The 22,977-nt window shown below is 60.0% G+C and carries 15 protein-coding genes; all 15 read right to left on the bottom strand.

Annotated features, from left to right (window positions below):
• Nucleotides 1-710: 710 nt before the first annotated feature.
• Nucleotides 711-9,521 (bottom strand): VIT domain-containing protein, encoded by an 8,811-nt coding sequence (locus tag BGIM_RS0144505; protein WP_020476056.1) that lies wholly within the window; start codon nucleotides 9,519-9,521, stop codon nucleotides 711-713.
• Nucleotides 9,518-10,132 carry an RNA polymerase sigma factor gene (locus BGIM_RS0144500; RefSeq protein ID WP_020476055.1) on the bottom strand — a complete coding sequence of 205 codons (615 nt, stop codon included), beginning with the start codon at nucleotides 10,130-10,132 and terminating at the stop codon, nucleotides 9,518-9,520. Before BGIM_RS0144500 ends, BGIM_RS0144505 begins: the two co-directional genes overlap by 4 nt.
• A gap of 197 nt (nucleotides 10,133-10,329) precedes the next feature.
• Nucleotides 10,330-11,103, bottom strand: coding sequence for an SDR family oxidoreductase (locus tag BGIM_RS0144495; protein WP_029631982.1), 774 nt, complete (start codon nucleotides 11,101-11,103; stop codon nucleotides 10,330-10,332).
• A gap of 202 nt (nucleotides 11,104-11,305) precedes the next feature.
• The gene (locus BGIM_RS0144490; RefSeq protein WP_020476053.1) at nucleotides 11,306-12,601 is read right to left on the bottom strand and encodes a purple acid phosphatase family protein; all 1,296 of its coding nucleotides are present in this window, start codon (nucleotides 12,599-12,601) and stop codon (nucleotides 11,306-11,308) included.
• An 80-nt stretch (nucleotides 12,602-12,681) separates the two neighbouring features.
• Nucleotides 12,682-13,017 (bottom strand): hypothetical protein, encoded by a 336-nt coding sequence (locus BGIM_RS0144485; protein ID WP_020476052.1) that lies wholly within the window; start codon nucleotides 13,015-13,017, stop codon nucleotides 12,682-12,684.
• Nucleotides 13,018-13,078: 61 nt separating this feature from the next.
• A complete protein-coding gene (locus BGIM_RS66240; RefSeq protein ID WP_020476051.1) occupies nucleotides 13,079-13,894 on the bottom strand; it encodes a type II secretion system protein in 816 nt (271 codons plus the stop codon).
• An 81-nt stretch (nucleotides 13,895-13,975) separates the two neighbouring features.
• Nucleotides 13,976-14,329 (bottom strand): winged helix-turn-helix domain-containing protein, encoded by a 354-nt coding sequence (locus BGIM_RS0144475; RefSeq protein ID WP_020476050.1) that lies wholly within the window; start codon nucleotides 14,327-14,329, stop codon nucleotides 13,976-13,978.
• A 92-nt stretch (nucleotides 14,330-14,421) separates the two neighbouring features.
• The gene (locus BGIM_RS0144470) at nucleotides 14,422-14,865 is read right to left on the bottom strand and encodes a hypothetical protein (RefSeq protein ID WP_020476049.1); all 444 of its coding nucleotides are present in this window, start codon (nucleotides 14,863-14,865) and stop codon (nucleotides 14,422-14,424) included.
• A 29-nt stretch (nucleotides 14,866-14,894) separates the two neighbouring features.
• The gene (locus tag BGIM_RS0144465; protein ID WP_020476048.1) at nucleotides 14,895-16,280 is read right to left on the bottom strand and encodes an EF-hand domain-containing protein; all 1,386 of its coding nucleotides are present in this window, start codon (nucleotides 16,278-16,280) and stop codon (nucleotides 14,895-14,897) included.
• Nucleotides 16,277-17,575 (bottom strand): DUF1501 domain-containing protein, encoded by a 1,299-nt coding sequence (locus BGIM_RS0144460; protein ID WP_020476047.1) that lies wholly within the window; start codon nucleotides 17,573-17,575, stop codon nucleotides 16,277-16,279. The genes BGIM_RS0144465 and BGIM_RS0144460 overlap by 4 nt, the downstream gene beginning before the upstream one ends.
• Before the next feature lie 22 nt (nucleotides 17,576-17,597).
• A complete protein-coding gene (locus BGIM_RS0144455; RefSeq protein WP_020476046.1) occupies nucleotides 17,598-19,175 on the bottom strand; it encodes a DUF1549 and DUF1553 domain-containing protein in 1,578 nt (525 codons plus the stop codon).
• Between the two features lie 38 nt (nucleotides 19,176-19,213).
• A complete protein-coding gene (locus tag BGIM_RS59430; protein ID WP_020476045.1) occupies nucleotides 19,214-20,227 on the bottom strand; it encodes an ArsI/CadI family heavy metal resistance metalloenzyme in 1,014 nt (337 codons plus the stop codon).
• Nucleotides 20,224-21,264: an ArsI/CadI family heavy metal resistance metalloenzyme gene (locus BGIM_RS59425; RefSeq protein WP_020476044.1), complete on the bottom strand. Its 1,041-nt coding sequence runs from the start codon at nucleotides 21,262-21,264 to the stop codon at nucleotides 20,224-20,226. Before BGIM_RS59425 ends, BGIM_RS59430 begins: the two co-directional genes overlap by 4 nt.
• Nucleotides 21,261-22,544 carry an MFS transporter gene (locus BGIM_RS0144440; protein WP_029631975.1) on the bottom strand — a complete coding sequence of 428 codons (1,284 nt, stop codon included), beginning with the start codon at nucleotides 22,542-22,544 and terminating at the stop codon, nucleotides 21,261-21,263. Before BGIM_RS0144440 ends, BGIM_RS59425 begins: the two co-directional genes overlap by 4 nt.
• A gap of 1 nt (nucleotide 22,545) precedes the next feature.
• Complete coding sequence (locus BGIM_RS55860) at nucleotides 22,546-22,959, bottom strand: hypothetical protein (protein ID WP_020476042.1); 414 nt, start codon at nucleotides 22,957-22,959, stop codon at nucleotides 22,546-22,548.
• Between the last annotated feature and the right edge of the window lie 18 nt (nucleotides 22,960-22,977).

Genomic DNA, 22,977 nt, shown 5'->3' with positions numbered 1-22,977 from the left:
TCCCCCCACACCGCCGCGCTGGTGACCGCACCGGCAAGCGCCAGCGACGCTGAAAACCATTTGAGTCGTTTGAGAGAGGTCATGGACCTGAAACTCCTGACGAGTCTGCCCCGGATATTCTGATCCGCGGATGATTACACTGATAAGGTGTGGAAAAATAAGTACACGCAAGTCACCTGTCTGTCAGAGGGGATGGATGACAGTTGGCCTCTTACACGATCTTCATCAATTTCAACGAAAACACAAGACATTCGTTGGCGGGAATACCAGCAGGGCGAAAACTGTTCCGGAATTCGTCGTCGCAATCGTCAACGCTTTCACGACCGGGCGTTCTGATTTGACCTGCGAATTCCTCACACCAGTGAACAGGCGAGTTTGGTCTTGGGTGTCCTAAGCCGGTTTCCCCGAGAAACGATCCCAGACAGATGACATGAGTAGTTTCTCATCTTTTGATGGCAACACCAGCCATCATGGCCACCCTTGCCAAAAATTAACAAACCAGATCGCCTAATGAACTTGCTGCCAATGATTGATGGCGCCGGACGCATCACGGCTTTACGAGGGGATGGTCTCTGTCTGGAAGGTGAATTCAAGGAGTGAATTGGTTGGAAGCGATCAAAGGTGTCATTTATGAAAACGGCCTCCATCGTTCCGTTTCCAGAAACGGAACGATGGAGGCCACCAGATATCCACATCAGCGAGCAAGCGGTTCACTTGCCAGTCTTCTGCGGGATCTTCTGTTCCAGCTCCCTTGCTTGCCGATCCGCGTCAGAAAAGCGGGGGGGCCAGCTTTTGCCGCGAATCTTCCCCAAGGTGGCGGCCGCTTTGTCCCATGATTTTTCGTGAATTTGGGCGGCGGCCAGTCTCAACAGACCGGTCGGTTCCAGTTCACGAATGGCCGCCACTCGTTCCCAGTGGGAAATCGCCTCGCCCCAGCGGTTTTGACGCTCCCGGATCTCGGCGAGCAAGGCGTGGCTTTCCGATTCGTTGGGCAGCATCTCGACGATGGAGGTGTTCGCTCGTTCGGCTTCCGCCAGTTGTTGCAAGTCCGCCAGTCGCTGGCCAAGCGACTCGTACAGCTTGATATCCCGGCGAGACAATTCGACCGCCTCCAGCAATTGCCGGAGGGCCCCCTCTTTGTCCCCGATTTTGTCGTAACAGACCAACAGGGCCTGATAGGTCTCGGCATCGTTGGGTTGAAGTTCGGCGGCCAGACGGAATTGCGGGATGGCCCGCGCATGATCCCCTTTGCGGACAAACGCCTGACCGATGGCCTTGCGAACGATGGCGCTATCCAACTTCTCCTTGTCCAACCCGGCGGCATAAGCGGCGAGATCAGGGGCTGACTCCAGCACCCGCACCAGCGCTTCAAGGGCGTCTTTCCGTTGTTGCTGGCGCGGTCCCCAACTCACGACGGCCCCGCTGGCCATGTCCACGGTCTCCTTGGTTTTTCCAAGCCCGGCGTAGGCTTCGGCCGCCTGGCCGTAATAGGAACTCAGCACTCCGTTGCCGATACCCCGGCGGGCGTGTGTTCGCTGGTGCATGGGGATGAGTTCCTCGTAATAAGCGGCCGCTTGGGCGTGGAGTTTGTTCTCCAGGCAGCTAACAGCCAATCCGGCGAGGACATGCTCGGCCCAACGATCCTTCTCGTGGAAGAACGCATCAGTCTGTTTCAGCAGGGCCAGCAACTCGGCCTGTTTGCCGGTTCGGAAATAGGCGTGCATCAGTTTGGTGCGGTAGGCAAGATTTTCCGGCCGCAATTCGACCATCGGCAACAGCAGCGGGATCGATTCGGCATAACGTTGTTGCCGGTGCAAATAATCGACCAGTTGCCACTGGCCCGACTCGCCAAGAAGCTTTCGTTCATGGGCGGCGAAAAGGATTTCGATGGCCCGTTTTTCACGCGGCAGCCCGAAGAACAGATACTCGGCAATGTATTCCACGGCGGCCCCGGAATCTTTGCGCCCGACCAGGACTTCCTCGGCCGCTTTGGCGAAGTCGGCTTCCTTGGCGGCCCAGAAGTAATTGTGATTGCGGGCGTAGATCGTCCGGCCGCGTGACTCGCGCAACCGGAGTTCACGCTGCAATTCGGCGAGAACAATCTTCAAAAGGCGGGCTTCGAGATCACCAAGCTCTTTGGCTTCTTCCCGCCACTGACCAAGCCGGTAACTGTGCTGGCTCCAAGTGTCCTGATTGCTGTAACGCACCCAGTCTGGCTGGTCATCGAAACGATCAAGCAAGAAGGCTACGGCATCACGCGGCCCGGCCAGCTTATGCAGTGTCTCAGACACATCGCGGACGATGCCGTCGTAATTAACCACCTGATCCCGGAGGATCGGCGGGAGCCGTTTGAAGGCGAACGCCTTGAGGTCCGCGACGACGCCCGCCAGTTTGACATCATGGGCGGTGCGGTACATCTGACACACTTGACCGAGCAATCGATAACGATGGTTTTGATCGACGGATACCAGGTCGGCGAAGAGTTTTCGCTCGTAGGCTTTGTAAAGCGTCGCCCCTTTCCCGAGCGAAACGTCGCCGTTGTTCACCAAGGCGTGATGATAAAGCTCGTTGAGCCGTTCCGTCAGCCAGCGAGTTTGCTCCGCATGGACGGGATGCTTGAGTTGTTCCAGCAACACTTTCTCGCCCCGGTCGTAATGCCGGGCATTTTCCGTGAGGGAAACCATCGTGGAGAGGGGCGGGTTTGCCGAGACAGGGAGAATCCCGCCGTTGGCGTCCTCAAACTCCATGAGAGCGGAGGCGAGCAGGTCCATCGCCTCGGCCGCGCGGGCATAAATGGCCAGCGTCTCGGCCCGGCGCCAGGCGATGTGCAGACGGTCGGAGGAACCGGTGGCCGCATCCCGGTGTAGCGTTTCTAATTGACGAAGTTGCTCGGTTGAAATCGCGGCCTGCGGAACCCGGCCGAGACCGGCGAGGAAATCGGCCATGAGCCGGGATTCTCCGGAGGACCAGCCCCGCTTGAAGGCCCGTTGCAAGGCGGCCAGCGCCTTGTCCGCGTGCGGACCGGCTTGGTTTTGAACCTCTGAGGCCCGCCTTTCGACAAGCAATTCCAGCAGGTCGAGGGCACGCTGGTCGATGGCGGTTTTGGCGGCGGGGCGCACCTTGGCGATCCGGGCCGTCAGTTCGTCGGCAGTCGCTTCGTCGCGGACTTCGACAAGGACGTTTCGCATCCCCTCCAAGAACGGATAGACGCGGGCCGCCGTGTGTCCTGTCATGCCGTCCGGCAGCATCGACAGCAGCCGGAAATCGCGCGAGGCTTGGTAAAACTGCTGCAAGATCCAAAGGTGCTGTTGCGGCGAATTGGATTTCTCAAACAGTGCCTTGAAGACCCGCAACACCTCCGGGTCGAGTTGCGAAGGGAGGTGTCCGTCGGATGCCTGCCACGCCCGAAGGGCATATTGAAGCCGGCGGCTCAGTTGGTACTCGTCGGTTGTCATGCGGGCGGCCGTCATCGCTTTTTCGTGCTGTTCGCGACGGTTTTCAACCAGATACCATTCCGCCAGCCGGAGATGATCGGCCGGGCTTAGTTCATCGGCGGCTTCGACAGCCTCGAACAACTTGATCGCCTCCGCGACCTTGCCCTGCTCGGCGAGCAGATAGCCCAGCGCCAGCCGCCAGCGATTCTCGGCATCCGGAGCGGCCGCCCACGGACGCAGTTCAGCTTCCAGTTCTTTGGAACGGTCGAGGGCGATCAACAGCCGGAATTTTTCGCTCTTCCAACGGGGATCATCCGGAGCGGTCTTGATCTGGCCGTCGAGATATTTCATCAGCCGGTCAATCAGGGCGGGGTCGGCTCCCTTGCGGGCGGCGAGGCTGGTCAGTGTCACGAGGAAACGGCCGCGAAGTTGTTCATCTAAAGCAGATATGGCGACCGAACTGGCGTTCTCCGGATCGGCCTTGGGGACCGGAAGCAGAAGGAACTCCCAACTCTCCGCGACCACCTCGGGCAGACGGCGATCCAGCAGGGTGTCGATCCAGACACGTTCGGCAACCAGCCAGCCCGAAAACGGCTTGGCCTGTTTCGGGGCTTCCTTGCCAAGCCTGTCGGCGTACCCTTCGCGGGCCAGCCGGTGGTTGTCGTCTTGCTTCTTGCGGAGATCGGTTCGCGGAAGCTTTTCGGGGTGTTCGACTTTTTTCATCAACGCCTGATAGCGGGTTTGCAACATGGCATCGGTGAGGCGATGCAACGCGGCCACCCGAATGTGCAAAGCGTTGGCGGTTTCTTCCGGAGCGGTGAATTTGTCGAGGAGGGAGAACGCCTCGTCTTCGATTTCCGCTGTCCACGACTGCGAGAGCAAGGCGTTGAAAAGTTGACTGGCAAACTGGGGGCGATCCCGTTCCGGCCCTTCTTTCCATTGCACGCGAAGGAAAGCCAGCGCTTCGGTCGAACCGAGCCGTTCCAGAACACGGAGAAGCGTCCGGCCGATTTGGTTGCGGGAGCGGGGCTTTGTCTCGGTGTTCCAACGGCTGCGAAGTCCATCGGCGATCTTCTTCCAACCGGCGTCTTCCAGCCCGGCGTCGGTCCAGACGATCCCCACCAAGTTTTCAAGTTGCGCTGGCGAGAGTTTGTCTAGTTCGGCAAGCAGAATGCTGACAATGGCTTTGCGAACCTCGCGGGCTTCGTCCGTCGATTGGAATCGCCAGTGTTGCAGGATTGTTGACGACGTGTAAATATGATCGTCGCGGCGGGCAAAGAACAACGCGGCTTTCGCCAGCGGTTGAAACCAGCGTTCTTCGATGCGGTTGGTGTAAAGGTTGTACCCTTGGCCGAGGGCGAAAGCGATGGCCACCGTCAGGCGAATGGCCACCGGGCGGGGGAGTTCGCCGTTGACTTGGGCCTCGGTAAGCCACTGGGTCGCCAGCGTTTCGGCTTTCGTGGCCTGATTGCTGCGAACGAGCGCCGCCAAATACATGCCAAGGGGTTGTTCGGCCTCGGGGTTTCGCTTGATCGTCTCCGCGAGATAGTCGGCTAGTTCCCGGTAACGTCCTTGGTTTTGCAGGAACTGGGCATGATAGGAGCGGAGGTTGTCCACTTCGATGATGTCCCATTTCGCATCAGACGCCAGCGTCTGGGCGAGCCAGGCATAGGCCGCCTCGTAATTCCCGGCGTTGGCCAGATTCTGGGCGTATTGAACCTGCAAGTTGTGATCGCGGGGAAACTCGACGGCCAGCGCCTTGGAAAGCGCCAGCGCCTTTTCCTGCTGCCCGGATTGCAACAGCAGCGTCACGCGGCTTCGCCATGTTTTCATGGCTTGCAAGCGGGCCGGTTGCCGGGCGGCGACAGGTTCCAAGGTGTCCGACAGGACCATCATCTCGTTCGTTTGCAACACGCCCCATCCCTGGCTAATGAGATTCGTCATTAGGTAATTGTCGTTGGCGCGAGTCCGGGCATCGGTCGCGGAAGCGAGAGTGGTTGCCTCTTCAAGCAGGCGTTTCCGGAACTCCTCGTGACGGCGGCTCGTCAACAAGAAGGCGTTGACCAGCCAGCGCATTCCCGGCTTGCCAGCTGCGAGTTTTTCGCATTGCTGCAGGTGTTCCTTCGCCTTCGCCCATTGTTGCGTGGCGGCGAAGTGCATGGTGAGAACGGCTTGGTCGTCAAAAGTCGCCTTGCCGCCGGTCGCGGCCGCTTTGGCATCGGCCACTCGGGGAAGCGGTTGGCGGAGGAACAACACATCGGCCTTGTCGGCCAGTTCTTGCGTCATCTGTTTGGTGAAATCTCCGGCCGCCACTTCCGTGATGGTTTGCGTGGTCAGAGAGATTCGTTGCTCCTTTTCGTCGAGTATTTCGACTTTCTTGGCCCACCACACACCGGCCAGATTGGTGAAGTCCTCGAATTTTGTCGTGCTTGTCACCTTGCCCTTCGTGCGTTGTTCGATGTTCAGGAGGGCATGCCGCTGCATGTCGATGAGGAAACGTGATTCATAGTCGGGATAGTCCGGATTCGTGAGGATCAGCAGAGTGATGTTCTTGTCAATCGACTCGATAACGGGCGTGTATGTCCAGAAAGAGACATGCAACGGCGACAAGGAATAATCGGCCAGATCAAGCGGAGCATGTTTCAAATCAAGTTTGTTGGAAGCGCGCACGCGGCCGAGTTGATAAGCGGTCGTGTAAGCACCATATTCTTTGGCATCACACCAATTAACCATCACCTGGCCGCCATCGGGCATGGCACGGGTCAGCCAGGCGTTTGGCGAGACCAACTCCAACCGGCGGGAGCGTGAGGTCAACTCCCGATGTCGCGGATCAAAGCTGTCCGTTTCGCGGGTGAGAACCAGCCCTCCCTTCAACAAGGCAAGTTGATCCCGGCGAAGCAAACTGCGGGAAAGGGCCACCGCCGGGGCGGGCCAGGAAGACTTTGGCTCCTTGGGTTCGCTCGTTGGCGGCGCCAGCGACGGGAACAGTGACCCGAGCCAAGACAGAGGCGAACCTCGATATGACCGGCCGTGCGTCGGCCTCCCGTATGTCGAGGAAGCCAGTCCGTATGAATCAAAGTCACGAACATAAAGAGCGTTGAGTCCTGAATATCCGAAGTCAGGTTTCGAGTCTTTGAATGATCCTTCTTCCATATCTGGTTCGGCCTTCGCGAGTTCACCCCACTTCTCGTCGCTCTCCAAGTGATCGGCCAATTCCGTGCCACGCTCGTCAATGCGATCCCTGATTTCTTTGTCTTCGCCCGCCAACCCGGCCATTGATGTCAACGGAGGCGTATCCGTGGCCTCGTTTTCCAAGCCGACAGGCTCACCCCGAATACCGCTGGCAGGCAAGCCGCCGCCGGAGCCACTTATGATTGTGGATGTGGGGTCCGATATCCCAAACCCCTCGGCTTCACTGAAACTGTCAACATCCCCTGAAAATCCGAGGCTCAATCCCGGCCTTCCCGTCGGATGTGGTGAATTCTGGAACATCCGTGAATCTCGGCCGAGGCGCTGGAGTTCGGCCAGCACCCGGCGACGCAGGGCCGTGCGATAATCGCCGGCCAGCTTCATTTGCTTCTGCTTCAACTCGAAGGCGGCATTGTCGCGGCCATCGGCGAAGAATTTTTCCCCGTCGCGCATCTGGAACCGGCGCTTCACCGCGAAGCGTTCGCGGTCGGCATCGCTTTCCAACACCAGCAGCGAGGTATATGGCGTGATGATCTGATATTCTTCGGAGAGGGCGATGATGTCTTGCTTGATGGTTTCAGACGAGCCTTGCTCCAGCAGCTTGTCGAGATGCATTCTTGCCCACAATCGAGGGATGAACGAGTTGCCCTGTTCCGCATCCTTCAACGTCACCTTGGAGGTGAATCGCACTGGCTTGCTGCCGAGCAACCCAGTGACGATGATTTCGCCATCTTGGTTTTTGTCTTCCGGCAAATATCGGCCCAACAAGATTTGCTGCGAACCGGCGGCGACGTTGGGCAATTCTTCCGGGTAAACACGAGCCGTTCGCAATCCCTTGAATTCAACTTTCAAGTTCCGCAAACTTGGCGTGGCGATTTCGCCGAGCAGTTCCAACGCCACCGCCTGCGGCCCTTGTTCCCCGGTTACCCGGCGCACGGAACCACCGCCGAGGGAGGCGATGGCTTTGAGGACGGCCGATTCGTAACTGCCGCCGACGGCCACGGCGTGGAACGTCCCGTTTTTGCCTTCGTAAAGCCGGTGCAGTCGTTTAGCGAAGGCCACCGGATCAGCGTCGCCGGTGGTGATGATGCCGTCGCCCACATAGACGACCTGCGTGCCCGGCTCGCTCATGGCGATGGCCGAGGCAAATGCCTTGTCGAGATCGGTCCAGCCAAGCGATGTTCGTTTGGCCAGCGATTGCTGAATGGCGGCCACGCTCGCCGGGGACGCGGGAACCGGCTTCTCGAAAATCCAGTCGCAGTTGACATCACACGCCGCGACATTGACGGTGTCTTTCGGAGTCAACGCTCCCAGCAGCGATGCAAGAACCGCGTTTTGGGTAGTTCGCTGGCTCCGGTCCATCGACGCGGAGGTGTCAGCGATCACCAACAGCCGAAGCGGCTCGCCGTTGGGAATCAGTGGCCGCTCCCAGTCCCCGGCACCGCCGGGGGGTGTGAGTTGCACCATGAAATAGCCATCATCCCCCCGGCGGTGCGGGATGACGACGATGTCCGATTGCCGGCCATCGACCTCAATCACTGCCTCGAAATCCCGCGTCGGCGTGTATTCTTGGGCGGTGAATTCAACATGCCCGGAATGCCCCGTCTTGTCGATGCGGGCCGCGTGGGTCGGCGAAACCACGGACTTGATGGCTATCGCTGAGTTGACCTTCACATCAATCTTCAAATCACGCAGCGGGTGCTGCTTGAGCAGTTCGCTTTGCAAACCGTAGCCATAACGATAACGGTTACCCTGCATCGGCAGGACTTGCGTGTAGGTGATTTTGATCCGCTTTTCGGACTGGGGCGGGATGGGGAACACGCGAGCCTTGAAGATGTTCCCGCCCGACCATTCGAGCAGGCCGGGATCGCGTTTTTCCCGGAGGATCGTCTCGTAAATTTGGCGGGCGCGTTGCTTCTCGACGACATCAGCCTCGACAAGCTGATCCCCGATCCACATGCCGAAACCGGAGATCGAGGCATCGGCCGGCAGCGGGAAATGGAAGACCCCTTCCAAGATGCCGTCGGTGCGGTTGACGAACGATTCCTCAATGACGGTGCGGGCGATCTGATCGCGGATGTCCACCGCCACATGGTGATACCCGACCGTCAGCGGCACATTGCGGCCGTCGATGGTGGCAATCAGCGAGCCGATGGATTCATTCGCTGTGGTTCCCTTGAAACCCGCCAACCAGAGCGGTTCCTTTTCAATGCGAACGAGTTTGTCCTTCTCGACCCGGTAGAGTTGTTTCCCCTTGATGGTCAGCTTTTGCTTGTCCGGCCCGTGTAACTCAACCGGGGCGTCGTTGGCGGCGGAGACTTCGACTTCCCCGGCCAGCAGGCGAATTTCGTTCGCATTGACCAGTTCGACCGTAGAATGCGGCCCGACGATGACATCGGCCGATTTGATGAGTTTAAGGGCGACGGCGTTGGCGCCCCGCGAGTCCGTCCGCAACCAGTCGCCCGGCTTGAGGACGAGACGCGGTTGAACCGGTGACCATCGTTCATGCAACACCGGACGGATGCTGACCACCCCTTGGGAGTCGGTCACCTTGCCGATGCGGCCATCATCGGTCAGCGTTTTGGACACCGCGAATTTTTCCTCGGGCGTCTCCTCCGTGACGATCCTGTTCCGATTGGCAATCCAATTGGCGAGGACAATCCCAAAGACCAGCACGGCCACAGCCGAGGCGGCGATCCAGCGAAAGGGAGAGAGAAACATGAGACGATTCCTTGGAGAGGCGGGTGACGCCGGGGGGGCGCTACCCTGAAAAGCGTCCATCGTTTGTTCACGCAGCCGGTCGAGAAACGCCCGGTCGGGGAGCGGCAAATCCCGGTCGATGGCGGCCAGCAGGGCCGCGATCTGCTCATCGTCCGGTCGGGGTTCGGGGGTGTTCATTTGCAAGCCTCCGCATCGGCCGCCGGATCGCCATGCCGCCGGCCAAAGGTCCGGCGAAAGGCTTCCCGGGCGCGGGCGAGCCGGGAGCGAACGGCCGTCTCCGTGCTTCGCTCTCGCTGGGCGATCCGGGCGACAGATTCACCGTCGAGGTAAACGGCGGTCAGGAGTAATTCGTAATCATCGGAAAGTTCGCCCAACGCGGCGCGAACAAGGGTGGCCAGTTCGGCGGCCTCCAGCAAGGCCGGCGGGGCGGCATCGGTCCCGTCGATCCACCGGCCAATCTGGCCGTCGCCAGCCGTCAGCCAGTCGCCGGCGTGCCGGAGTTGGTCCCGCCGTTGTTGTTTGCGAAAATGCAACGCCACTTGGATACGGGCAATGCCCCACAGCCAGCCCCAAAGCGATCCTCGGGAGTCGTCGAACGTCCTCGCCGATTTTGCGGCGGCCAGCATGGTCTCTTGCACCACATCGGCGATCTCGACCGAGTGCGGCCCCAGCAGGCGCGCGACCCCGCGCCAGAGGCGTTCGGCAAACGCATCGTAGAGCGTCCTCCAGGCATCTGCCCGGCCTTCTCTCAGGCCGCGGACGATTTCCCGAGCCTGTGATTCATCCATGTGGCATCCGAAATGGCGGGAATCCCGCGAACGTGTTGAAACGCCCGTGGATTCGACTTCCCCATCTTATTTGCACCGAGTGAGGCGGATTCGTCGGTCGAATTTGGGATTTTGGCGAAGAATTTCAGCGAATGATTTTCAACGCCGTCAATGTGGCTTGCGACAGCCGAGAGTCGCCGGTGAAAAGAGGTGTCTGGTCAGAGCGTTCGAGTCTGCCCGCCATCGACATCGACGATGGCTCCCTGGCAATAATCGGCGACCGGCGAGGCCAGAAACGCCACCACTCTCGCGACTTCTTCCGGCGTGGCGAACCGGGCGATTCGGTAGGATTGCGCCATCCGGCGGGCAGCCTCAGCCTCGTCAATTGATTGTTCGTTTGCCAAGCTTCGCACGCGGGTTTGCAGGCGTTCGGTCAGCGTCGAGCCGGGATTGACGGCATTGACACGAACGCCGTCAGCCACCCCCCGGTCGGCGAGGGCTTTGGTGAAATTCAACAGGGCGGCGTTGACCGACCCGCCAATCGTGAAATCGCCGCTCCCCGTTCGGCCGCCGATTCCGGCAACGTTCACAATCGAACCCCGGCTGGCTTTGAGATGCGGCCACGCGGCCCGGCAAAGCCGCATCGCCCCAAAGAATTTGAGGCCGAAACCATCGTCCCAATCGTTGTCGGAAAGCCTGAGGAAATCCCCCCGCTTGGTCGCCCCGGCGTTGTTGATGAGCAGATCGATCGTTCCGAAACGAGACAGGGCGGCGGCCACCACCGTTTCGGCGGCTTTTGCATCTTGCAGATCAATGTCTTGGACAAGACTTTCAGTCGAACACGAAGCCGCGACCTGTTCGAGGTGCGGGCGCGACCGCGCGGCCAGCACCAGTTTCACTCCCTCGGCCGCCAGTGTCTGCGCGATGGCGGCCCCGATGCCCCGGCTGGCGCCGGTGATGATCGCCACTTTTCCCTGCAACTGTAAATCCACGACGAACCTCTCAACAAACTGTTTGAATTGCAAACATCAAAGGGCGAGGGCAATTTTAGAGAGATGACTTCAAGTGATCGGTGATTGAGGATGGCCAGGGAGATGTTTTCGGTGGCCGATGTAAACAGGCACCATCGGCACGTGCAAGGAAACGTTCGTCAAACCGATGGTGATAATGTCTCACCGCACTGTCTGACGATTTTCAATCTGACAGCTTGGCGATTCCCTTTTTTCGCTGAGCCGTGTGGGACACATCCATCACCCGGCCGTCTTCATCCAGCGCCAGATGGTAGCGCTGCTCGCCTTGAATCCGGTGCAGCGAGAGATGATACGCCGCGCTGCTGGCCGCGAGATAGCTGAGTTTCTCCGGTTTCTGCGGGGCGCGCTGCCGGCCCCACGAACCGTCGCCGAGATAGAGGACGCCGTTGTCGTCGCCCAATCCGTCCACCAGAGGCTTGGTGCGTTTGAAGGTGTGGTCGTGGTGTTCAAGAACCACGGGCACGCGGTACTTCTCAAACAGCGGAACCCAGTGTTTGCGGTTGGCTTCGCCGGTGCCGGTCCCTTCCTTGCCCTTCTCGGCGGTTGCCTTCCGGAAGGAAGGATAGGCGGGGACATGGCCGACCACGAACACATTCGGGTGCGATTCCCGATGCTTGAGCACGTCCTCCAGCCAATGAGTTTGCTCACCCTCAATCGGCGAGTTGTGCCCGGTGTCCAGAAGAACGAGGCTCAGGTATTCGCCAAAGTCCAGCGTCGCATAGGAGGTGTCGTCAAACAACCCGTCGAACAGGGCATAAAAGAACGGGGCTTTTTCTCGCGGCTTGTTGTAGCCGCCGTCCACCTCGTGATTGCCGAGGCAGGCCAGCATCGGGATGAGCCGACCATCTTTGGCGATCATCGTCCGGCTGTAGTTTTTAAGGAACGTGAGATGTGTGTCGGCCGATCTCCCGTTCTCATAGGCGAGATCCCCGCCGATGACGGCGAACGACGGATCTTGCCGGGCGGCCTGAATATTGTTGGCCACCGTGTGGGGGTTCACGCCGCAATCGCCGCCCGAGATGAAACTGATCTCGTTCGTCGATTTGGCGGGCATGGTTCGGAACCGCCAGACCGGGGACGATTTGCCGATGCGGAACAGGTAATCCTTGCCCGGATGCAAGCCGGTCAATTCGGCCCGGTAGACTTTGAAATCAGTCTGCCCGTAGGGCTTTAGGATCGGGGCTTTTTTGTTCCACGCCCACCACCAATCGCTCGTCGCGGCCGGGGCGTAGTAGATGTTCGTATCCGGCGTTTCACCCCGCGTCCCGATCCATTGAATGGTCATGGTCGTCGTCGGGTCGCTTTGCCAGGTGAGAAACAATGTGCTTGGGTTAAAGGTGATTTCGGCCGGATTGAATTTCGAGGCCGGAATCGCGGGTTCGTCCACCCCGAAAGCGGAACCGGCAAACAAACCGGCCACAGATGCGCCCAGAAAAGCCCGGCGGGAAGAATGAAGCATGTTTATTCAGAAAGCAGGTGGGAATTAATCAGCAAGAATTTGGACGATTCTAAACGACCATCATTCACTGTCAAACAAAATCACGAGTTTCGTTGATCGATTGATCCGACGCCGGACATGTTGTGTTGACATGACTCCCATGTCCAGCGCAGGCCCGCATCGAGCCAATGAATCGCCCAGCCAATATTGGCCCACCAAACTCCTCCCAGGGCCATCAAGGCCACGAAGAACATCCACTCGCCATCGATCCTTGCCACAATCCGGAAAACCGGCCAATCGATCAACCAAAAAATACCCCACAACATTCCCGCTTCGCCGTCATCGCTGGTCCAGACAAATGCACCGACAACTGTTGCAAGAATGGTATGCAAGGATACCAAGACGAATGGCAAAGGATACCGTTTGACGATGTTCATCCGCGAATCTCGGTGGTGATCCGGCACATGCATTGTAACGGATCACCAGAAACGAATGGCATCAGGGAAATGTGGCAACCGTTCCGTTGGCCAAGAATGCCACCGTTCCGAGTTGGGTCAACGCATCCTGCGACATGGCGACGGTATGGCCGTCGCAATACAGGAAGTTCAGCACGTTGGTGTGCCGTTGGTCCGGGTAATGAGTTCTGGGACTGGTTGTATCCGGGAATGGCCACGGGCCGCGCGGGTTGGCGGCCGTCGCCGCGTGGGACGAGTCCGCGCAGCCGGGCGTTTTGCCGTGGTCCCACACCACCAGAATGTTCGACGAGCCGTTTCCGTTGGTGAGGGTTCCGAGGCTTTTGCCGTTCGGGCCGCCGTTGACGTAATTCATCCCGTAACTGCACTGGTAAGCCTGCCCGGTTGCCGGGTCAAAGCCGTTCGGGCATTTGAACATCTTGATGTTTCCCTCGACATACGGCCACAGCAACCCGGCCGGGTAACCGCCGTTGGAATACGTGTTGTCCGGGTTCGGTGAACCTTGGGCGAGCGTTGTGGTCGAGGGGGACGGCCGATTGTCGTAAGGCGCCCACCAGATTTCATTGGTGCCAGTCCAGATGGTTGCGGAAGTCAGGGAGTAGCAATCTGCGTCGTAGAGGCCGCTGCTGGTGTCGCACTGGCGATACTTTGGAAACGTACCCAGCGTCGATTCGTAGTTGTGGATTCCCAAGGCGATCTGATGCAGGTTGTTGCTGCACGACATCCGGTTGGCGGCGGCCCGGATCTTCTGGACTGCCGGGAGCAACAGACCGATCAGGATGGCAATAATGGCGATCACCACCAGCAATTCAATGAGCGTGAAACCTCGACGCGAACGCATGAACAACTCTCCGCATACCGTTATGTTCAATCGGGAATAACGGGTGTGTTTTAGAGAAGGATCAAGACTCGGACAAGTATTTCATTTCTTGGAAGCCGGTTTCTCCAGATCGGAGGCGGCTTTGGCGAGGTGGTCGAGAATTTGCTGATAAAGGGCGATGGATTGTTGGCCGAGCGGGGTGAGAACCGCCCCGCCGCCACCCGAACCGCCGGTGGTGACTTCGACCAATGGCCCCCCGGCGGCCTCGTTCATGTCCTTCACCAAGCCCCAAGCCCGCCGATAGGACATATTCATTTGCTTGGCGGCGGCTGAGATGCTGCGAAGGCGGTCGATGTGGCCAAGCAACTCCACCCGACCGGGGCCGAGGATTTTCCGGCCATCCTTCTCGACCCACGCGCGAACCTTGAGCTTCCAATCCGGTTTGTCGCCCAGCATGACGGCCCCCGCGTGAATCAAAACGTTATGAAAGCCGCCCGCCCGGTGTCGGACAAGCGGCTGGCGCGGGTTTTCGGCGATTGCGAAGCAAATCAGCGGCGTTGGAGGTTGAATTGCCCGCGATCTCGCTTGGCCGTGTAATCGGCCTTGAAGTCCGTCGGCGTGGCGACGGCCGAGTATTGGAAGGTGCCGAACAGCGGCAGGCGGGACGAACCGGAGAGGTACAGGTGGTCGGGGTCCGAGCCGACCACGTTCAGATTGACGCTGTAGCGGAACGGGATCACCGCGAAGAATCGGCCGCGAAACTTGGCCGCGTAAGTGTTATCGTCGATCTTGGTGAAGGTACCGTTCAACGGCCCCTTGTGGCCGCTCGACTGGCTGAGCCAGGTTCCCGACCAATTGCCGGACATGTCCACCGAAGGCGACACCGGGGCGGGAACGACAGTCGGCAACGGCATCGGGGCGGGGGCGGCCACCTCGTCAGCCCGCACGGCGACCGGAAGAGCGGCGAGACAGAAAATCAGCAGCAAACGCATCGCGTTCTCCAAACAGTTGAGGGGGATATTCACGGCTTCTTGCCGGCGGCTTCCGCTTCCTTCCGGGTGATCGTTCCATCGTGGTCGATGTCGAGGCGGTCGAAGGCGGCGGGGGGGCCGATGAACTCGCGGCGGGAGACGACGCCATCTTGGTTCGTGTCCATCGCGATGAACCAAGCCGGGCCGCCGAATTTGGCCGGGGGCTTCTCGGCCGTCACGGGCTTGGGGGAGGCGATCCGCACCGGGCCAAATGTCGATTCGCCGCACCCGGCTTTTGCAGTCATTCGCACGGTGCGCGGAATCGTCAGGCGGGTGGCTCCTTCGTGAATGATTTTGCCTGCGTTCGCCAGCTCTTGGAAACCCAACCGACCATCACCGTTTTGATCGAGCAACACAAACAAATTGCGGCCATGATCAACCGCCTCAATGGTGATCTGACAGGTGGCCCCGGCTTCGATGAGGTCCAAGAATTGATCCAGTTCAACGGTGGTCAACTGTCCGTTGCCATCGCGGTCAGCGGCCGGAAAAATCATCCGGACAACTTGATGAGCCGGGTCGTCCTCGATGGCTTTCCACTCGACCAACGGTTTTGATCCTCGGGCGGTTTCATAGGCCGAACGGCAGTAGCCTTTCGCCTCCCGTAGTTGGGCCACCGGGTCTTGTGTCGCCGGGCCGAGCCGACCCGTGCCGGTCGGCCAACGAAAGAAGACTGTTGATTCCGTTGATTGATCGATCACGAATTCGGGTTTGTCCGAGACGGCGGTGATTTTGACAGGGCCAACGGCCGGGCGTTTTACTTGGAAACGACCCAATACAACGGCACTGGCATCAAGGGGATTCGCCCGGACATTTTCCGGGTCCGTCGGCAAATCGGCAGGGATGCCAACGGCCAGAATCTCGGCGATGGTGATTGATTCGTTTTCATCCGCGTCGAGTTGTTTCAATAGAACCGGGGCTTTTGCCAGTTCGTCCTTGGAGAGTTTGCCATCACCGTCACGGTCCAGTCGCCGGAACAGGATCTCGCTTGTGGTCCGTTGTTCCGGCGTCGGCGGGACGATGTGCGAGACCACCGGGGCGAACCCGGCGGCGCGGTAAAACGCCCGCCATTCGGCCCGCGAGATTTTGCTATTCTTGTCGGCATCCATTTTGGCGAAGTCGGCCGCGATGCTCTTCTTGCCGGGCAGCGGCAGCGAAAACACATTTTCGGCTTCCTTCGCATCCAGCGAATCATCGGCATTGCGGTCAAAGTGGCTGAAAAGCCGGTCCAAGAATGCGGACCAACGGGCTTCGACGGTTTCGCCGTCTGAAGTCGCCTCGATGCGCACACGGGCGGGCAACAGCAAATCGACGCCATCGGCCCCGGTCGCGGCGGCAACCAAACCGAAACTGGCGAACACCACGAGGACTGCCCTCATGTCAGCGCCTCGCGGATCGGTTTGCCCGACGGATCGACCACGCGAATCGGCCGGCTGACGTTCGACATGTTTTGCTTCTGCTGGTCGATGCCCAAGGCGCCGCAGATGGTCGCCAGCAGATCGGGGACAGAGACGGGGCGTTCTTCCACGTCAATGCCATCCTTCCCGGTCTTGCCGATGACCTGCCCGCCTTTGATGCCGCCGCCCCCCAGAACCATGCTCCACGCATTCGGGTAGTGGTCACGCCCCTGCCGGGGATTGATGCCGGGTGTGCGGCCGAATTCACCCATCCAGACAACGAGCGTGGAATCGAGCAAACCGCGATCTTTCAGATCGGTCATCAAGGCTGCCCATGCCGAGTCGAGCGTCTGGCAAAGAGATTGCACCTGTTTGAAATTATTGTCGTGCGTGTCCCACCCGCCGAGGCCGACTTCCACGAACGGCACCCCGCGTTCCACCAGTCGCCGGGCGAGCAAACATCCCTGCCCGAAGGTGGAAGAGCCGTATTGTTCGCGGAGGGCTTGTTTCTCCCCGCCGAGGTCGAATGCTTTCGCCGCCGAATCGCTCATGAGGCGAGAAGCCCGCTCGTAGGCGCTTTGATGGCTCTTGGTTCCCGTGCCGGGGCGGCTGGACAAAAACTCCGTCTGCATGTCCCGCAGGAGTTCCAATCGCTCGGTTGCCTGATCCTTGGAGACGCTACCGGGCCGGGCGAGGTTTTCGACGCGAAGCCCGCCGTCGGCCACTTCGTTCAGCCCCACTTCGGTCGTGCGCCCGCCGACAATCAGGGGGGCATGTCGCGGCCCGAGGAAACCCGCCGACAGGCTGTCCGGCGCCAGACCGCGCGGCGTGATGCTGACATACGCGGGCAGGTCGGAATCGGGATTCGCGCGTTCATTGGAGACCAGCGAGCCAAACGTGGGAAACTCGATGGCCCCTTGCGGCATGTTGCCCGTTCGCAGGTGGAAGGTCGCCCGGCCGTGATCGCCTTCCTTCGTTTTCATCGAACGGATGACGGCCAGTTCCTTCATGTGCCCTGCGATCTTCGGCAAATGTTCACCGATGCGGATGCCGGGCACGGCCGTTTCGACGGCCTTGAACGGCCCGCCGTTGGCATGGTCCGGCTTGGGGTCGAAGGTGTCCGTCTGGGCGGGGCCGCCGCTCATCCACAGGACGATGCACGACCGCTTGCGGCGCGGGTCCAACGTCGTTTCGGCGGCGAACGACCGCAACCAACCCGAGAGGCCGACCGATCCGGCCGTCCCCAAAAAGGCGCGGCGAGAAAACTGGCTGTTCATGGGATTCCCCCGGTGGCAATGGTCAGTGGTTCAGCCGAAATTCCGCACTGTTGAGCAACATCCAAAACACATCCGACAATCGCCGGGGTTCCTCGGCGGACTCCGACCGGGCGACGTAGTCTTCCAATTTCTTCAACTCGGAATCCGAAGGTTTGCGGCCAAGGGCGATCACATAAAGGGCCTCAAGCCGCTCGTTTAACGTCAGGCCCGGCAGTTCGCAGACCACTTTGAGCGTGCTGCTTTTCTCGACATTGGTGGCGGCCGTCACGAACGGGCCGTTCATCATCGTCAGGGCTTGGAGGATGGAGGTTTCCGGGGCCGATGGCTTCCCTTGCGGGGCAAACTCCCGCAGAAAACGCTCGCGAGGCGTCCCGGCATTGCGGCCAAAGGCCCCCCGGTCAGCGACCCGATCCCGGTATCCGGTCGCCAGCGCAAGGCTGTCGAAGAATTGTTCGCCGGTCAGCCCCTTCAAGCCCATGCGGGCAAACAAGCGGGGGTCGTCCTGGCTTGGGTGGGTTCGGGCACTGGTCCGGTTGTACGCCTTGCTGAGCGTGATGCCCCGAATGACATGCCGCACATCGAACTTGCTCTCGACGAACGCTTTCGCCAGATCGTCCAGCAATTCGGGGTGGCTCGGGGGATTCTCGTCGTTGAAGTCATCCACCGGTTCGACGATGCCAATTCCGAAGAAGTTCCCCCACAATCGGTTGACGGTCGCACGGGCGAAATAAGGATTTTCCGGCGAGGTCACCCAATCGGCCAAGGCGGCTCGCGGGCTGGCCTTCGGCTTCCACGCCGGTTCTTTGCCATCAAGCAACAAGGCCCGCACTTTCTTCTTGCCATCGGTCGGCATCAGGTCATGCCGTTCCGTGTCCTCGCTTAACGGGGCGAAGAGGCCGTCCCCCTCGCGTTCGATGCCCGCGAAAAACGCCGCCTGATTCCAAAACTGTTCTCGGCTCCAGCGGGCGAACGGGTGATTGTGGCATTGAGCGCATTCGATCTGGATGCCGAGAAACATCCGCGTTGTCGTGGAGGCCAGATTTTCCGGCCGAGCGTCTTTTACGGCGAAGAACGCCAGCGGGTTCGGCCGTTCCGGATCGCGGAAGACAGACTCAGGAGATTGCCGCACCCCGGCGATGGGGATGGTCAGAAGTTCTCGCACCATCGCATCGTAGGCGACGCCTGCCCGGAGTCGTTGCCGGAGCCATGCCTCAAAACCCGGCTGGAAGTATCGGGCCTCGGCGCTGGCCAAGACCTCGGGGATTAACTGAGTGCGCCAGACATCGGCAAAGTGGGTGGCATATCGAGGAGAATCCAGCAATTCGTCAATCAACCGACGGCGTTTATCCGGTGAAGAATCGGCCAAAAACTCATGCACATCGCAGGGGGCGGGAATGCGGCCGGCGATGTCCAGAAAAGCCCGGCGAAGAAATTCGGCATCGTCCGCCTTGCCTGAAGGCTCGGCCTTTTCTTCCTTGAACCGGGCACTGAGATGCTGATCGATCCGGTCGGCCAGAATTTGCGGGTCCGGCGACCCGGCGGTTGCCGAACCAACGGCGGCAATCAGCACCAGCACGGAAAGTAAGTGAACGGTTCGCATCCCGTGATTCTCCCTCATCGGTGGAATCGTGTCCAGTGTCACTCCGGAAGGAATGAGAACTGATCGGCCGAGCCGACCCGCAAAAGCCCGGCCAGTTCGCCGCTCACTCGCACGGCCACTCCGCGTCGCAGGGTCGTGCCATCCTCGGCGACGACTTGCTCAAACGGCCCTTTGTATAAGACGAGTGCCGACGCCGTTTCCTTCACCGCCTTGCGACCGGCGAGCCGCATTTCTCGCAATTCCACCCCGTTCACCCGGAAGCAATGAATGTCCCCGAGTTTGTCAAATGCCAGCGAACCAAACCCGGCGGCCAGCAGCATTTCAAGGGCTTCCGTCTCCACCGGAACCCGCCGCACCAGCGAGGCCATGCCGGGAAGTTTCGGGGCGCCGGGGAAAGGCTTGTCCCCGACGAGTCCGTGAACGGCAATCCGGCCCCCCGGTTTCAATGTCCGGCGAATCTCCCCCAACAGGCGGGTCAGCGCTCCCTCGGGAAGAATCGCGTTGAATGTTCCTTCCAAGATTACTTCATCAAGGCTGTCGTCGCCGTGCGGAATGACGGCCGGGATGGGATCGGTGATCCGGTGTTGCCAGATGGCTTCCACGGCGGCAGCTTTCACCGGGGCATCGTCAAAGCCGGAATGGTCGATGTCTTCTTCCAGTGTGTAGATTTCCCAAAGCGTCTTGTCCGGGTCAGTCACCCAGAACTTCGTCTGGCGGGAATAGCAACACTCGACGCCTTCTTGTCGTTGAGTGGAGATCCCCTGCTCTTCCAACCGTCGTTGCAGTTCCACCAAAGACTCGCTGCTGTCCAATCGCAGGCCGACATGGTTCAACGCCCCGCCGGGAACTTGCGGATTCGGATACAGGGCGACCACCAGAGGCGGGTCGGCGATTTCAAAGCGGACATAGTCGGGCAGGTTCTTCACCGGCGGGGCGCCGAGCAGCGTTTCATAAAATCGCACCGATCGGCCAAGGTCGCTCGAATGCAACCCGAGATGAAACCGGACGCCCGTGGCGGTTACCGCCGGGGCTTCTTCGATTTGGACGCTCATGAGCCGCACGCCTCTCCGGTTCCGGGTTCAAGAAACAGAAAACTCTCGGCCGACGGCCCGAGCCGCAATTGCTGCCAGAGCGACATGGGAACGGTCGTTCGTTGTCCGCGGGCAAAGGCATGGCCGCCATCAGCCGTGATCGAGGCGAACGGCCCTTTGTATACCAACGGCCGGGTTTCATCGGCGGGCGCCGAAGCTGGTTTCCAGCCGATCACTTTTACTTCCCGCATTTCCACGCCGTCGTGGGTGAACCACGGTTTTTCGGTGTGCTTCACCAGTTGCAGATTGATAAACCCGGCCGAGCGAAATGCCTCAAAGACTTCGTCCGGAAGCGGCACGCGCGAAACCATCGCCGCCAGTCCCGAGAGTTTTGGCTGCGATCCCGGAAACGGCTTGTTGGCCATCAAACCATGAGTAACCACCCGGCCACCGGGTTTCAAAACGCGGGCTGCCTCCCGCACAACGGCCAGCCGGCTGGCCTGGTCAAAATTCGCGTTGAAGGTTCCGGTCAGGCGAACTTCGTCCACCGTGCCATCTGGATGAGGAATCTTTTCCGGGTCCGGGTTGGTCAGGTAATGTTCCCAGATCACCGGGCCGATGGACGGCGGTTCCGGCAGCAGATCGAGCCGAGCCGCTTTTCCTTCAACGCTCTTGCGGACGATGATCGGATCGACTTCTTCCTCGACGTGGTAAATCTCCCAGAAATTGCCGTCCGGGTCTTTGGCCCATGCCTTGTTTTGTCTGGCATAGCCACAGACGGTTCCGTCTTGGGCTTGCGTGCAAATCCCGGCGGCCTCCAACCGCTCGGCATAGGCATGGACGGCCGCCGTGTGCGGCATCCGCAGGCCGACATGGCTCAACGAACACCCCGAACCGGGCGGGTGTGGCACCAACGAAAAGATCACCGGCGGGTCGGGCAGCTCGAACTTGGCGTAATCATCATGCCGTTTGGCCGGGGGCAGGCCGAAAAATTGCTGGTAGAACTCCACCGACCGCGTGAGGTCGGTCACGTTCAGCGACAGGTGAAATGTCGTCATTTGGAAATTTCCTCCAAACCCCGTTTCGGCAACGGAGCCACCCAGGCAACCAAACCGAGCAACACGGCCAGCGGGGCGCAGGCATAAAACATCGCGGCCGACGAACCGGTCTGATCCCGCACCACGGCGGCAATCACCGGCCCGATGGCCGAGGCGATGACCGAAACAACTTGCGCCGTCCCTTGAATCGCCCCCAGATGGAGTCGGCCAAAAGCGGCGGCGTTGATCGAGAAGAACACCACCGTGACGATCCCCCCGGCAACGCCCAACCCGAGGCCATAGAGAACCGCATGCATGTTGTTCGCCACATGCGGGAAAGCCACCAGCGACCCCGCAAGGGCGGTCATGCCGACGAACAATAACAAGCCAAGACTGACCCGGCGGGCCAGCCAGCCGCAGACGAGGTTGGCGGGAAGCCCCCCGGCAACCATCATCGACATGACGGTCAGATAAGTTTCATCGTCCAGTCCCCGCTCAGCCATCATTGGCTTGCTTAACAGCGTAATCGCCGACCAGATCAGGTTGTAAAGCGAAGCTGACAATGTGAATGTCCAGAACGCCACGGAGCACAGGGCGGCCGACAGCGGCAAATCAAGCGATGGCTCAGCGATTATGGCTTCTTCGGGTGCATCCGGCGGCAATCCGACCGATTCCGGCGTGCGGCGCACCAACAGCCAGCCAAGCGGTGCCAGCCCGAGCAGCAAAACCAAGCCGACGCCGTTCCACACCGGCCGCCAGCCGAATTTTTCGACCGCCCCGCCGACGCCAAGGGTCGAGGCGATGAACCCGATGGACAACAACACGGTGAACACTGCCATCGCCAAGCCGATTCGGCGGGTAAACCATTTGCCGACCATTGCCATGCTGACGACCGACAACGCCCCTTGCCCGAAACCACGAACCAGCGTAAGCGACACAACCAACATGACGAGGGAAATCGACCCGGCCATCAACAACACCGACAACCCCAACGCGGCCGACACCCCGACGAGCGCGACCCGCACGCCAAAACGGTCGATCAACCGGCCAATGGGAATGCAGAACGCCCCGCCAACGATGACGGCCCACATGTTGATGGTGGTGAAGCCCACCTCCGTGATGTTGAAAGCCGAATCATCAAGGATTGGTTTGGTGATGAGGCCGAGGCCGTGAGTGCGTCCCGGAAGGGTCGCCGTCATTGCGAAGGACGCCATCACCAGCACGACCCACCCGTAATAGAACGGGAGACTGATGATGGTTCTTGGCGATTGTTGCGGGGCAAGACCGGGTGCGATGCTCACGTTAATCCAGGTTGATCGGTTCAAGAACCGTTGGTTTCTTATCGACCGTTACGCTTGTTTTGGAGGTGGCCGCGTCCGCATAGCGGCCATTGAGCTTGTCCGGCCCGTCGGCTTCCGTGGAACTTTTGGGAACAGGCCGCCAAGTGACCGTCACCTTATAACTGCCGGCCGGTGCGCCATCCCCGGTGGTGTAAGTTGTCAGGGTGAATTTGCCATCCGCGTCGGTTTTCGCGTAAGGCCGGGGGATTTTGTCGTTCACTTGGTCCGGGTGGAAAACGACATGGGCAAAGCCCGCCCCTTTCCCCTTCACATTGATCTGACCGGATACTGGATACAACGTCGGCTTGCCGTCGCCGCATCCGGTGAGGGCGATCATGAGAATGCCCAACAAGCCGCCCAACACCAAAGAACGCATCTTCAAACTCCCGTTCTC

The organism is Zavarzinella formosa DSM 19928, assembly GCF_000255705.1.
GTDB lineage: Bacteria > Planctomycetota > Planctomycetia > Gemmatales > Gemmataceae > Zavarzinella > Zavarzinella formosa.
Note: the sequence above shows the minus strand (reverse complement) of the source record. Positions and strands in the feature narration are given on the sequence as shown.

Coding starts and splice junctions, on each gene's coding strand:
- BGIM_RS0144505 (WP_020476056.1), bottom strand. CDS start 9,521: ATGAACACCCCCGAACCCCGACCGGACGATGAGCAGATCGCGGCCCTG.
- BGIM_RS0144500 (WP_020476055.1), bottom strand. CDS start 10,132: ATGGATGAATCACAGGCTCGGGAAATCGTCCGCGGCCTGAGAGAAGGC.
- BGIM_RS0144490 (WP_020476053.1), bottom strand. CDS start 12,601: ATGCTTCATTCTTCCCGCCGGGCTTTTCTGGGCGCATCTGTGGCCGGT.
- BGIM_RS0144485 (WP_020476052.1), bottom strand. CDS start 13,017: ATGAACATCGTCAAACGGTATCCTTTGCCATTCGTCTTGGTATCCTTG.
- BGIM_RS66240 (WP_020476051.1), bottom strand. CDS start 13,894: ATGCGTTCGCGTCGAGGTTTCACGCTCATTGAATTGCTGGTGGTGATC.
- BGIM_RS0144475 (WP_020476050.1), bottom strand. CDS start 14,329: ATGCTGGGCGACAAACCGGATTGGAAGCTCAAGGTTCGCGCGTGGGTC.
- BGIM_RS0144470 (WP_020476049.1), bottom strand. CDS start 14,865: ATGCGTTTGCTGCTGATTTTCTGTCTCGCCGCTCTTCCGGTCGCCGTG.
- BGIM_RS0144465 (WP_020476048.1), bottom strand. CDS start 16,280: ATGAGGGCAGTCCTCGTGGTGTTCGCCAGTTTCGGTTTGGTTGCCGCC.
- BGIM_RS0144460 (WP_020476047.1), bottom strand. CDS start 17,575: ATGAACAGCCAGTTTTCTCGCCGCGCCTTTTTGGGGACGGCCGGATCG.
- BGIM_RS0144455 (WP_020476046.1), bottom strand. CDS start 19,175: ATGCGAACCGTTCACTTACTTTCCGTGCTGGTGCTGATTGCCGCCGTT.
- BGIM_RS59430 (WP_020476045.1), bottom strand. CDS start 20,227: ATGAGCGTCCAAATCGAAGAAGCCCCGGCGGTAACCGCCACGGGCGTC.
- BGIM_RS59425 (WP_020476044.1), bottom strand. CDS start 21,264: ATGACGACATTTCACCTGTCGCTGAACGTGACCGACCTCACGCGGTCG.
- BGIM_RS55860 (WP_020476042.1), bottom strand. CDS start 22,959: ATGCGTTCTTTGGTGTTGGGCGGCTTGTTGGGCATTCTCATGATCGCC.